Source organism: Mesorhizobium sp. M1066 (assembly GCF_040318635.1).
In the GTDB taxonomy this organism is placed as follows: domain Bacteria; phylum Pseudomonadota; class Alphaproteobacteria; order Rhizobiales; family Rhizobiaceae; genus Mesorhizobium.
In genome coordinates this window covers 144,141-156,669 of the sequence record NZ_JAMYMR010000009.1, presented here as the reverse complement: position 1 = coordinate 156,669, position 12,529 = coordinate 144,141, and the positions used below count along the sequence as shown (strand labels likewise).

12 protein-coding genes are annotated in these 12,529 nt (G+C 63.5%); 10 read left to right on the top strand and 2 right to left on the bottom strand.

Annotated features, from left to right (window positions below; all coding sequences use genetic code 11):
* Positions 1-11: 11 nt before the first annotated feature.
* The 7 genes from NKH52_RS15475 to NKH52_RS15445 all read left to right on the top strand — a co-directional run bounded on the left by NKH52_RS15475 (position 12) and on the right by NKH52_RS15445 (position 5,772).
* Positions 12-989 carry a TRAP transporter substrate-binding protein gene (locus NKH52_RS15475; RefSeq protein ID WP_352730914.1) on the top strand — a complete coding sequence of 326 codons (978 nt, stop codon included), beginning with the start codon at positions 12-14 and terminating at the stop codon, positions 987-989.
* A 56-nt stretch (positions 990-1,045) separates the two neighbouring features.
* On the top strand, positions 1,046-1,573 hold the full coding sequence (locus NKH52_RS15470; RefSeq protein ID WP_127261423.1) for a TRAP transporter small permease: 528 nt from the start codon (positions 1,046-1,048) through the stop codon (positions 1,571-1,573).
* Positions 1,573-2,853, top strand: coding sequence for a TRAP transporter large permease (locus NKH52_RS15465; protein WP_352730917.1), 1,281 nt, complete (start codon positions 1,573-1,575; stop codon positions 2,851-2,853). Before NKH52_RS15470 ends, NKH52_RS15465 begins: the two co-directional genes overlap by 1 nt.
* Positions 2,854-2,957: 104 nt before the next feature.
* Positions 2,958-3,731: a FadR/GntR family transcriptional regulator gene (locus NKH52_RS15460; protein WP_352730919.1), complete on the top strand. Its 774-nt coding sequence runs from the start codon at positions 2,958-2,960 to the stop codon at positions 3,729-3,731.
* A gap of 25 nt (positions 3,732-3,756) precedes the next feature.
* Entirely contained in the window at positions 3,757-4,608 is an 852-nt protein-coding gene (gene kduI / locus NKH52_RS15455) for a 5-dehydro-4-deoxy-D-glucuronate isomerase (protein WP_352730920.1), read from the top strand.
* Complete coding sequence (gene kduD, locus NKH52_RS15450) at positions 4,605-5,369, top strand: 2-dehydro-3-deoxy-D-gluconate 5-dehydrogenase KduD (RefSeq protein WP_352730922.1); 765 nt, start codon at positions 4,605-4,607, stop codon at positions 5,367-5,369. Before kduI ends, kduD begins: the two co-directional genes overlap by 4 nt.
* A 67-nt stretch (positions 5,370-5,436) precedes the next feature.
* A complete protein-coding gene (locus NKH52_RS15445; protein WP_352730924.1) occupies positions 5,437-5,772 on the top strand; it encodes a cupin domain-containing protein in 336 nt (111 codons plus the stop codon).
* 174 nt (positions 5,773-5,946) lie between these two features.
* On the opposite strand, the gene NKH52_RS15440 is transcribed toward NKH52_RS15445, so the two are convergent.
* The gene (locus tag NKH52_RS15440) at positions 5,947-7,368 is read right to left on the bottom strand and encodes a coniferyl aldehyde dehydrogenase (protein WP_352730927.1); all 1,422 of its coding nucleotides are present in this window, start codon (positions 7,366-7,368) and stop codon (positions 5,947-5,949) included.
* Between the two features lie 379 nt (positions 7,369-7,747).
* On the opposite strand from NKH52_RS15440, the gene NKH52_RS15435 reads away from it, so the two are divergent.
* Together NKH52_RS15435 and recQ are read left to right on the top strand one after the other, a co-directional pair.
* Positions 7,748-8,509, top strand: a complete 762-nt coding sequence (locus NKH52_RS15435; protein ID WP_352730930.1) for a sulfotransferase — start codon at positions 7,748-7,750, stop codon at positions 8,507-8,509.
* On the top strand, positions 8,509-10,350 hold the full coding sequence (recQ, locus tag NKH52_RS15430) for a DNA helicase RecQ (protein ID WP_127294236.1): 1,842 nt from the start codon (positions 8,509-8,511) through the stop codon (positions 10,348-10,350). The genes NKH52_RS15435 and recQ overlap by 1 nt, the downstream gene beginning before the upstream one ends.
* A 260-nt stretch (positions 10,351-10,610) precedes the next feature.
* Here the strand turns inward: recQ and NKH52_RS15425 are convergent, their stop codons facing one another.
* A complete protein-coding gene (locus NKH52_RS15425) occupies positions 10,611-11,507 on the bottom strand; it encodes a LysR family transcriptional regulator (RefSeq protein WP_352730932.1) in 897 nt (298 codons plus the stop codon).
* A gap of 276 nt (positions 11,508-11,783) precedes the next feature.
* Between NKH52_RS15425 and NKH52_RS15420 the strand changes: the two genes are divergently transcribed.
* Positions 11,784-12,518 (top strand): SDR family NAD(P)-dependent oxidoreductase, encoded by a 735-nt coding sequence (locus tag NKH52_RS15420; protein ID WP_127294238.1) that lies wholly within the window; start codon positions 11,784-11,786, stop codon positions 12,516-12,518.
* Positions 12,519-12,529: the final 11 nt, after the last annotated feature.

Sequence of the window (12,529 nt, the reverse complement as noted above, 5' to 3'; positions counted from 1 at the left end):
GGGAGGAAGTCATGTTGCATCTTTCGAAATTGACGGCAGCCACATTCGCCTTCGGCTCGCTGCTGGTCGGCATTGCCAATGCCGACACCGTGCTGAGGTCATCGGATACCCATCCCGACGGCTATCCGACCGTCGAGGCGGTCAAATACATGGGCGACCTGATCAAGCAGCGCACTAATGGCCGCTATTCGGTCGAGGTCTACCATTCGGCGCAGCTCGGAGAGGAAAAGGACACGATCGAACAGACCCAGGCCGGCGTCATCGACCTCAATCGCGTCTCGATGGGGCCGTTCAACGGCGTCGTGCCGGAAACGGCGGTTCCGTCCCTGCCGTACATGTTCCGATCGGTCGACCATATGCGTCATGTGATGGATGGGCCGATCGGTGACGAGATCCTGAAGGCTTTCGAGGCGCATGACCTCGTCGGCCTCGCCTTCTACGATTCCGGCGCCCGCTCCTTCTACAACACCAAGAAGGACATCGCTTCGATGGCCGACATGAAGGGCATGAAATTCCGTGTCATCCAGTCCGACGTGTTCGTCGACATGGTCAATGCGTTGGGCGCCAATGCCACGCCGATGGCCTATGGCGAGGTCTATTCGGCCTTGCAGACCGGTGTCATCGACGGCGCCGAGAACAACTGGCCGAGCTTCGAATCCGCCAAGCACTATGAGGTAGCCAAGCACTACACCATGGATCAGCACCAGATCGTTCCGGAAGTGCTGGTGATGTCGAAGGCGAGCTGGGACAAGCTCTCGCCGGAAGACCAGGCGATCGTGCGGCAGGCGGCCAAGGACAGCGTCGTCAAGATGCGCGAATTGTGGGACGCGCAGGAGAAGAAGTCGCGCGACATCGTCGAGAAGGCCGGTGTCAAGGTCAGCGAGATCGACAAACAGCCGCTGATCGATGCGATGAAGCCGGTCTACGAGAAATATCTCTCGACCCCCGAGTTGAAAGATCTCGCCGCGCGCATCCAAGCGACCGAGTAGTCCGTTCTGGCAAATGATGGCGCGATGTCCGCGCCGTCATCCGGGGAGGCGTGCATATGAAACCATTTTGGCTCGCAATAGAGCGACTGCTGTCACGGTTGGCGAGGCTTGCGCTGTGGGTCAGCGGCATCGGGCTGACCCTGATGACGGTGATCATCTTCTGGCAGGTATTTTCGCGTTATGTGCTCAACAGTTCGCCAAGCTGGACGGAACCCTTCTCGGTGCTTTTGATGGGTTGGTTCATCTTCCTGGGGGCAGCGGTCGGTGTTCGCGAGCGCACCCATCTGGGTTTCGATGTGTTGCTCTATTTCCTGCCGCCCGCCGCCAAGGCGGTGCTGCGCAGCGTTTCGGACATCGTCGTGCTCGCCTTCGGCGCCGGCATGATCGTCTACGGTGTCCAGCTTGCCAGGCTGACCTGGAATACGGTGATGCCGTCTCTGGCTTTTCCGGGCGGCGTCGGTTTCCTGCCGGTGATCCTGGGCGGCGCGCTTGTCTGTCTGTTTTCGCTTGAGCGGCTGGCCGGGCGGTTTGCCGGACTACCGGTCGATGCCGATCAGTACGCCACAGGCGAGGAGGGTCTTTGATGGCACTGACGGTCCTGTTCGGCACCTTCGTCTTCTTGCTGATCATCGGCACACCGATCGCGTTCTGTCTCGGCGTCGCCAGCTTCGCGACGGTTTTGGTGCTGGGTCTGCCGCCGCTTGTGGTGTTCCAGCGTCTCAACTCCGGCGTCAGCGTGTTTTCGCTGATGGCCATCCCGTTCTTCATCTTCGCCGGCGATCTGATGGTGCGCGGCGGTATCGCCGCCAGGCTGGTGGCGCTTGCCGGTTCCCTGGTCGGTCACTTGCGCGGCGGGCTGGGGCAGGTCAACATCGCTGCCTCGACCATGTTCGGCGGCATTTCCGGCTCGGCTGTGGCCGATGCCTCGGCGGTCGGCGGGCTGATGATCCCGCAGATGAAGGCGCGCGGCTACGGCATCGACTATGCCGTCAACATCACCTCCGTCGGCGCCATCATTGCGCTGCTGATCCCGCCCTCGCACAACATGATCATTTATTCGATTTCGGCCGGCGGCCGCATCTCGATCGCCGACCTGTTCACCGCCGGCGTCATACCGGGCCTGCTGCTGGCGCTCTCCCTGATGATAACGGCCTATTGGGTTGCCAGCCGCCGCGGCTATCCGACCGAACCATTCGCCGGCTTCGGGAGGGCGCTGCAACTGCTTGTCGCCGCAATTCCGGGCCTGGTGCTGATCGGCATTATCTTCGGCGGCGTCCGCTCCGGCGTCTTCACGGCCACTGAGAGCTCGTGCATCGCCATCGTCTACGCCTTCCTGGTGACGCTTATCATTTACCGTTCGATGAGCTGGAACGACTTCGTCGCCGCGACAACGGCGGCCGTGCGTACGACGGCAATGGTGCTGATGATCATCGGCTGTGCTGCTGCCTTTGGCTGGCTGCTGGCCTATCTCAGGGTCCCCGCCGCGCTCGTCGCCTTCCTGCAGTCCGTATCCGACAACAAGCTGGTCATCCTGCTGATGATCAATGTGGTGCTGCTTATCCTCGGCACGTTCATGGATATGTCGCCACTGATCATCATCACCACGCCGATCTTCCTGCCCGTGGTGATGGCCTATGGCGTAGACCCCGTGCATTTCGGCGTCATCCTTATCCTCAATCTCGGCATCGGCCTGTGCACGCCGCCAGTGGGGGCGGTGCTGTTCGTCAGCTGCGCCATCGGACGGATCCCGATCTGGACGGCGATGCGCTCGATCTGGCCATTCTACGGCGCGGCTTTCGTCGTGCTGATGCTTGTCACCTACATACCGGAAATCTCATTGTGGCTACCGAGCCTGTTCCACTAGAGCAGTTCACGAAACGGAGAACTGCTCTAACCCTTTGTTTTGACGCAATTCCGGACGGAAAACCGTTTCAGACTTTTCCTGGAATTGCTTTAGGAGACCATCAAGTGCCCGCTGCATCCGCCGACCTCAAGGTCGAGAGAAAACCCAAGCTGTCGGAAACCGTCGTCGCGGCGATCCGCAGGCAGCTGCAGGCGGGCGAGATTCAGCCCGGCCACAAATTGCCGACCGAAGGCCAGCTGACCGAAACCTTCGGCGTCAGCCGCACCGTCATCCGCGAGGCGCTGGCCAAGCTTGCCGCCGACGGGCTGGTCGAACCGCGCCAAGGCGCCGGCGTCTTCGTCACAGAGCACATCTCGACAATGTTCGGCGCGCTGGCCGCCGACATGGGCAGCAAGGATTCGATCGCACTCAACGTGCTCGAAGTGCGGCTTGCGATCGAGATCGAATCGGCCGGGATCGCCGCCATCCGTCGCAACGCCGCGCAAGAGGCAGCGATCCAGGAAGCGTTCTTCGAATTCGAGCGGCTGCTGCTTGCCAGCGAGCCGACCGGTCCGGCCGACCTCGCCTTCCACCGCGCCATCGCCAGCGCCACCAACAACCCGTTCTATGTCGAGATGCTCGACGTGCTCGGCCGACGCGCCATTCCGTGCGACGTGACCTCGCCCTGGTCGACCGAACTGGTGCAATCCGACAGCTATCAGCGCGGGCTGCAACGCGAGCACCTGGTGATCCTCAACGCCATTACCTCAGGCGATGCCGAGGCCGCACGTGAAGCGATGCGCACCCACCTCACCGCCAGCCAGCTGCGTTACCGCGAGCGCCTGCATGCGCGTCAGGCTTACTATGCCAGTTCGGTCAAGGCCGCCGCCGGCGAATGACCCGTTTTTCAAGTCAGGACCGACAATGAACCAGAGCCATACCGACTACACCTCGCGATTTGCCATTGACCCGGCTGCCGCCGCGGCAATGGGCACCGATGAGCTGCGTCACAACTTCCATATTGACGGCCTGTTCCAGCCTGGCCGCATCAGCCTGACCTACACTCATTACGACCGCATGATCGTCGGCGGCGCCGTGCCGACTGGCGCACCGCTTCAACTGGAAGCGATCAAGCCGACCGGCACCAAGAACCTCCTCGACCGTCGCGAGCTGATCGCCGTCAACATCGGCGGCGCGGGCGTCATCACGGCCGGCGGCCAGTCCTTCGAATTGCAGGCGCGCGACATGCTCTATCTCGGCATGGGCACCACCGACGTGTCCTTCGCCTCGGTGGACAAGACCGCGCCGGCTAAATTCTATCTGCTCAGCGCGCCTGCGCATCAGGCCTGGCCCAGCCGGCTGATCCGCATCGGCGACGCCAAGCGCCTCGATCTCGGCAGCAAGGACACGTGCAACGAGCGTTCCATCTTCCAGTTCATCCATGCCGAGGGCGTGAAGACCTGCCAGTTGGTGGTCGGCATGACTCAGTTGGCTTCAGGATCGGTGTGGAACACCATGCCATGCCATGTGCATGACCGACGCATGGAGGCCTATCTCTATTTCGACCTGGCCGAGACGGCGCGCGTCTTTCACTTCATGGGCGAGCCGGATGAAACGCGCCATATCGTCATGGGCAACGAGGAGGCCGTGCTGTCACCGGGCTGGTCGATCCACTCCGGCGCCGGCACCTCCAACTATGCTTTCATCTGGGCGATGGCCGGCGACAATGTCGACTATACCGATGTCGACCCGGTGGCGTTGGACGAATTGCGGTGAACGATCTCTCCGCCTTCAGCCTGGCCGGCAAGCGCATTCTCGTCACCGGCGCCAACACCGGCATAGGCCAGGGTATTGCAATCTCGATCGCACGCGCGGGCGGCGCGGTGATCGGCGTCGGCCGCTCGCCGATGGACGACACGGCAGGCATGATCGCCGCGATGGGCGGGCAATTCGAGGCGGTGAGCGCCGACCTTGCCGACACGTCGACCGCTGGACCACTGCTTGACCGCGTCTGGGACGAAAGCGGTCCGCTCGACGGGCTGGTCAACAATGCCGGCATCATCCGCCGCGCCGATGCCGTCGATCTCAGCGAGGCCGATTGGGACGACGTCATGGATGTCAACCTGAAGACGGTTTTCTTGCTCTGCCAAAGCTTTGCAAGGCGTGCCTTGGCCGCTGAGCGGAAAGGCAAGATCGTCAACATTGCCTCCGTGTTGAGCTTTCAGGGCGGCATCCGTGTTGCGTCCTACACGGCCTCGAAGCATGGCGTGCTCGGCATCACCCGGCTGCTCGCCTGCGAATGGGCGCAGAAAGGCATCAACGTCAACGCCATCGCGCCGGGCTATATCGAGACCAACAACACGCAGGCGCTGCGCGCCGATCCCGACCGCAGCGCCGCCATCCTGGCGCGGATCCCGGCCGGTCGCTGGGGGGAACCGGGCGACATTGGCGACGCCGCCGTGTTCCTGCTGGCGCCGGCGTCGAACTACATGCATGGAGCGGTGGTGCCGGTGGATGGCGGCTGGCTTGCGCGCTAGGTTTTGACGCAATTCCGGACGGAAAACCGTTTCACACTTTTCCTGGAATTGCTCTGAGGAGATGACGATGACCGCAAAGATTTTCGCGCATGCCGGCGAGGGCGCCTGGACGCCGACCCCGGACGGCAACAGGCGACGCGTTCTCCTGCACACCGACGAGTTGATGCTGGTCGAATTCGGCTTCGACAAGGGTGGCGTCGGCGCCCTGCATTCGCACCCACACGTCCAGGCAAGCTATGTCGCCGAGGGCAGCTTCGAGGTGACCATCGACGGCCGCAGCGAGATCGTTGGGACGGGCGGAAGCTTCATCGTGCCATCGGGCCTGGTGCATGGGGTCAAGGCGCTCGAAGCGGGGCGGCTGGTCGACAGCTTTACGCCGCACCGGGCCGATTTTCTCGCTTAGCCAAGGTAGGGATAGGCGCGGGAAGACCCGCGCCCCAAGAGGCGCGGGTTGTTGCCTGGGCGCTTGTGGCGCCGCGGTACTCAAGACATCACCGCAGGACGCGGAAGCTGCCGCATGATGGTGAAGATAGGCTTAACGCGCGGATGGTCGTGATGGCCGGGTATCTGCGTTCGGTCAGGTGATGTGCCGGAGCAGGCTGAAAAGCCGTTCGAACGTCTTGCCGTAGGGCGGGCGCAGCAGGCTTCCCGCGCTCAGCCGCGACTGGGTGAAAACCGGCTTCTCCTTGCTGAAGGTCCGAAATCCCCATTCGCCGTGATAGGCGCCCATGCCGCTGGCGCCGACCCCGCCGAAGGGCTGGTTTTCCTGTACCAGATGCAGCATGCAGTCGTTGATGGTGACGCCGCCGGCAATTGTCTCGTGCAGGATGCGTTGACGGTTGCCGCTGTCGCGGCCGAACCAGTAGAGCGCCAGCGGGCGGTCCGCCCCATTCACATGCGCGATTGCCTCGTCGATCCCGGTATATTCTACGATGGGCAGCACCGGCCCAAAGATCTCTTCGCGCATCAGCCGCAGGTGCGCGCCGGCATTGCGTACCAGGGTCGGCAGCAATTTCCGGCTGGTGCCGCCGAGTTCCTCACTGACCGGGTTGATTTCGATGACATCGGCGCCGGCATCACGCGCTTCAGTGACCATGTCGCGCAGGCGCTGGTGGTGCCGATCGCTGATGATGGCGGTATAGTCGGGGTTGTCGCGCAGGGTTGGGTAGAGCTTAGCGATCGCCGTTGCGAGCCTGGCGGCGACCGCGTCTGCTTGCCCCTTCGGGACCAGAAGATAATCCGGCGCGATGCAGGTCTGCCCGGCATTCAACAGCTTGCCGTAGGCAATGCTGGATACTGCCGCGTCGAGGTCGCATGACGGATCGAAGATTGCCGGCGACTTGCCGCCGAGTTCGAGCGTGACCGGGGTCAGGTTGGCGGCCGCGGCGATCGCGACCTGGCGTCCGACCGCAGTCGAGCCGGTGAACAGCAAATGATCGAAAGGCATCGACACGAAGGCCTTTCCCATCTCCGCGTCGCCGGTGATGACGCTGAGCTCATCGGGTGCGAAATGCTCGGCAACGAGTTTGGCCAGCAGCACTGAGAATGCCGGCGTCAATTCGGAAGGTTTTATAAGCACGCGATTGCCGGCCGCGAGTGCCGCGGTGACCGGCGCGACGGCGAGCTGGAAAGGATAGTTCCAGGGCGAGACGATGCCCACGACCCCGAGCGGCTGCGGGACGAGGCGATTCCGGCCGGGCAGGAACGGCATGGTGGTGGCAACGCGACGCTCCCGCATCCAGCCCCTGAGATGCGACAGCGCGTGGCGGATACCGGCGCGCACGACGAACAGTTCCGCAAGCCGCGTCTCATGCGCGGAACGGCCGCCAAAGTCGGTGTCGATGGCGGTGCAGATGTCGGCTTCATGCCGCTCGGTCAACGCCAACAGGCGTTTCAGGCGATCCTTGCGGATGCCAAAGTTGGGGAAAGGCTGCGCCCCGAAGGCGGCGCGCTGCAGGTGGAACCGCTGGCCGAGAACATCCTGTCTGGTCTGCAGCATCGCATTCTCCCTGACTAGCGGGCCGAACTTACATCGTGGTGCGTGGCGGAATCCAGCGGGGGTGCAGGTCTCGCAAGGGAAGGTGCTGCGGCGAGCCTTGGATCAATCGGTCAGCTTCCGCGTTCGCGCCGCAGGCTTTCCTTGTGCCGGCTTGTTCTGGTTGTGGTCCGGTGTCAGCTGCGCTAAGGCAAGGTGCCCATGCGGAGAGTCGTTTTGACCGGTTTCCACATCCTCTCCAATCCACGAAATTGCAGCCCGGTGTCTGCCTGATGCAGGTATCGGCGATGAGTATCTTGGCCGTGGCCCGCAGGCGGCGCGTTTCGTCCCGGGTGGCCCTGATGCAAGATCGGGTTGCCGCATTGCGCCAGCGGAATTGCGGATGAAGGGCGCGCGCAGGCTTGAGGCTGCGTTTGGAGCGGCCGCGCGAAGGGTTATGCGGGAGTTTCTGCGGTTCGTGCCGCTGTCTCTGAAACAGCGCATGCAAAGACGCACATACGCACGTGCGACGCCCGCCAACAGAATTTACATTTCGGGCTGCGCGCGCAGCGGGACGACGCTGACACAGCGGCTGATGAGGTGTTTCGAGGATATTTTCGTCCATCCGCCCGAAGCGCGATACACAACGCTGGACATGCTGGATCGGCCGGAATCGAACCTCGTCGTCAAGCGCGATGCGCGCGGTTTTGCGCATCTGGCGAAGCTCCCTCCCTCCATCGGCTTGATCTATTGTGTGCGCCATCCATTCGACACGCTGACAAGTTCGCATCCGCAAACACGCAACGAGCGTCGGTTCCACGTCACGCCGCATCGCTGGCTGGCCGAATACGACGCGCTGATCCGGCTGAAGAAGGCACAACCGCACCGACAGATCCTCTTTGTCCGCTACGAAGACATGATCGGCGAGCCCGATGCGCAGCAGGACAGAATCGCGCAGTCGTTCGGACTGACACCGCGCATTCGTTTCAGCGAGGATCCGGACAATCCGATCCGGGTGGCTTCGTTGAGAAAATGGGAACGGAATGAAGAATTCAGGACCTATCTCGGCGGCCTGCCCCCGGCATTTCTCGTCCGCGTCCAGCGTTTCTGCGCCGCGTTCGGCTATGACATGCCAATAAGCACCCCGACCGTGGACGCGCGGTGATGCAGGCACCGGCGGCCGTCGCGACAGAAGAGCGAGATCCCAAGCGGCGCGTGCTGAAGGACGTGTTCGGCTTCGATGATTTTCGCCCCGGCCAGGCCGATGTCATGGACGCGCTGCTGGCTGGGCGTCATGTGCTGGCCGTCATGCCGACAGGTGCGGGCAAATCGCTCTGCTACCAAGTGCCGGCGCTGGTCCTGGGCGGGCTCACCATTGTCGTTTCGCCGTTGGTGGCGCTGATGCAGGATCAGGTCGCCGCCTTGCGGCTCGCCGGCGTGGCTGCCGATACGATCAATTCCTCGATCGACCGCGATGCCAATATCGCCGCATGGCGTCGCGTCGCCTCAGGCCAGACGCGCCTGCTCTATCTCGCGCCGGAGCGGCTGATGACCGAGCGGATGCTCGAGGCGCTGGCCAGGCTCGATGTCAGCCTGATCGCCGTCGACGAGGCGCATTGCATCTCGCAATGGGGGCCGGCGTTCCGGCGCGAATACGAGGACCTGTCGCGTCTGCGCGGCATCTTTCCCAACGTGCCGATCATCGCGCTGACGGCAACGGCGGACGAAGGCACGCGCACCGACATCGAATCCCGGCTATTTGCCGAGCGCGTCGAGACCCTGGTGCTGGGCTTCGACCGGCCGAACATCAAGCTTGCCATCGAGGCCAAGCAGGACAGCAAGCGGCAATTGCTGCGCTTCGTCGAGCGCCATCCCGGCCGCAGCGGCATCGTCTACTGCCTATCGCGCAAGAAGACGGAGGAGATGGCGGCCTTCCTCGAGAAGAACGGCGTCACCGCGCTCGCCTATCATGCCGGCATGAGCAAGGAGGCGCGAGACGCCAACCAGAACAGCTTCATGACCCTTTCAGGCGTCGTCATGGTGGCGACCATCGCTTTCGGCATGGGCATTGACAAACCTGATGTCGCCTATGTCTTCCACACCGACATGCCGGGCAGCCTGGAGGCCTACTACCAGGAGATCGGCCGCGCCGGCCGCGATGGGCGGGACGCCGAGGCGCATATGCTGTTCGGCCTTGGCGATATCCGCATGCGCCGGATGTTCATCGACGACGAGGATGCGCCGCCCGAGCACAAGAGGCGCTCGCATGGCCGGCTCGACACGCTGATCGGCTATTGCGAGACGGCGCAGTGCCGCCGCCAGGTGCTGCTCGGCTATTTCGGCGAGGAAGCGCAGCCTTGCGGCAATTGCGACACCTGCCTCGACCAGGCGCCGCGCGCCGATGGCGGAGCGGAGGCGCGGATCATCCTGGCAGCCATCGCCCAGAGTGGCGAACGCTTCGGTGCCGGCCATGTCATTGACATTCTGCTCGGCCATGAAACCGAGAAGGTGCTGGCCAGGAACCACCAGAGACTTGCCAGCTTCGGCAGCGGGCTGGCGCACAAGAAGGATTTTTGGCTGTCGCTGATCCGGCAACTCGTCGCCGGCGGGTTCCTGATCCCGGATCCGGCCGGCCATGGCGGGCTCGCCATCGCCGAAAAGGGCCAGGCGCTTGGCCGTGGCGAGGTGCCGTTCCATTATCGTGTCGAGGTGCGCAGCCGCGCCTTGCGCGGCAAGACGCGCTCCGGGCAGGATTTCGGGCAATCGGATGTGGACACCGGGCTGCTGGCCGCGCTGAAGACCTTGCGACTGCGGCTCGCCAAGGAGCGCCAGGTGCCGGCCTATGTGGTGTTTTCCGATCGCACCCTGATCGACATGGCAGAGCGCCGCCCAAACGACCTCGACGCCTTCGCTGAAGTGAATGGGGTTGGGGCGGCAAAGCTGAAGGAGTTCGGCCAGGTTTTTCTGAGTGCGATTGCCGAGCACCAATCCGATGGTTCGGCCTGAGGTCAGATCAGCGACTGGTCACGCGCCCTGAAGCATAGGGATCTTCGGAGAAGGCATCCGTTCCGAGACCTCCTGTTGCGTCGCCGCCCATTCCTCCACCGCCCATGCCCCCGCCGAGACCGATCAGTTCAATGTTCTCTGGCCGGCCAGTCGACAGATCAGGCCCAGACTGAGGCGTTCATCGACTTCATGGCTGAGCATCTGCAACCGCAATAGGTGCCGCTATCCGCTTATCCACCGCAGCGTCGACCCGCCGGGCGTCAGTCGCGCGATATGGACAGTCCCGTGAAAAGCGGAGCGTAGGCGGCGAGCCTGCGGGATACGAACTCCGTGAAGAGCCGCACGCGCTTCGTCTTGCGTGTCTCCCCCTGTGTGAGAAGCCAGAGCGTTCCGTACATGTGCAGGTCGGTGCCCGGCACCCTCACCAGCAGGGGGTCGGCATCTCCGACGAAGCACGGCAGTGTCGTGATCCCGAGACCTTGCCGTACGGCAACGATCTGCGCCTCGGCGTCCGTGGTCCTGAATGGAACCCCCGCGGTGCGAACCTCACCCGCGCTGGCCCACTCTGGAATTCCATGAACGCTTATGACGATCCAGCGGATGGGATCAGGCGCGCCCGCACGCCACGCGGCCAGGCGATCGCGGGACATGTAGACGCCGCCGAACACCTCCGGTCCCTTCAGGCCGTGAAGATTGAGCGGCAGGGTTTTGCGGTCGTAGACGACGCGGATCGCGACGTCGGCCTCTCGGTTGGTCAGATTTGCCAGCTCGCCGGACGACAGGATTTCCATCTCGATGTCCGGGTGCAGGCGCGCGAAATCGGCGAAGTCCGGCATGAGCAGGTGTGTCGCGAGGGGCGGTGCCAGCGTCACCCGCAGAAGCCCGCGCACACCCTGGTCGCGCCCGAAGACGCGCGTCTCCAGCTGGTGCGACGATGCTTCCATCTGGTTCGCGAGATCGAGGACTTCCTCGCCCGCAGCCGTCAGGCGGTAGCCCGAAGGCAGCTTTTCGAACATGTGCGCTCCGAGGCGTTCCTCGAGCTGGGCGACGCGTCGCAGCACGGTCGAGTGATTCACCCCGAGCTGCGCGCCGGCCGCCCGCACCGAGCCTCCGCGCGCGACGGCAAGAAAGTAGCGAATGTCATCCCAGTCGATCATGGTGCAATCCGGCACCGCGCGGTGCGCCTTCCAAAGCCCGTATCTAACGCATGCTACAGCAGTACGGGCGGGACATCATAGCTTATGTCGACAGGGGCGGCGCAATTCCGAATGGCGGACACGGATCGTCACGGCTGGCGTCAGTCCTGAAAGCGGATCGATTTTGCACCACCGATGTGCGCGCTTCCGCACTCACCGCGTGACCCTGACGGGCCCATCTAGAGGTTCTCGGGGCGTACCCGAACGACCAAAGACAGAGCCTGGAAGGATTGAGTTATGGGAAAACTAGACGGTAAGGTTGCGGTTATTACGGGCGGCGCCACCGGCATCGGTCGTGCCGCAGCGAAGCGCTTCATCGAGGAGGGCGCCTTCGTCTTCATCTTCGGCCGCCGGCAGGAAGCGCTAGAAGCCGCCGTGGCCGACCTCGGGCCTAATGCCCGCGCGGTGAAAGGCTCGGTTTCCAACGAGGCCGACCTCGACCGGCTCTACGCAGCGGTGAAGGCCGAGCGCGGAACCCTCGACATCGTCTTCGCCAATGCCGGGGCGGGAGGCCTGCTTCCGCTCGGCGAGATCACCGCCGAGCACATTGACGAAACCTTCGACACCAATGTGAAGGGTACGATCTTCACGGTCCAGAAGGCGCTGCCGCTGATGGGCGAGGGCGGTTCGATCATCCTGACCGGATCGAGCGCCGGCACCACGGGCGCCCCCGCATTCAGCGTCTACAGCGCGAGCAAGGCGGCCGTGCGCAATCTTGCGCGGAGCTGGGCCGAGGATCTGAAGGGCACCGGCATCCGGGTAAACGTGCTGTCGCCCGGGCCGACAGCGACCGAACTCGCGAAGGCAGCGATAGGGGAGGAGGGCTTGAAGGCCTTTGCCTCGATGAACCCGCTCCAGCGCATGGCCGATCCGGCTGAGATTGGAGCGGCGGCTGCCTTTCTCGCGTCATCGGACAGCAGCTTCATGACCGCCAGCGAGGTCGCCGTCGACGGCGGCTTGGCGCAAATCTGACGCCCTGCGCC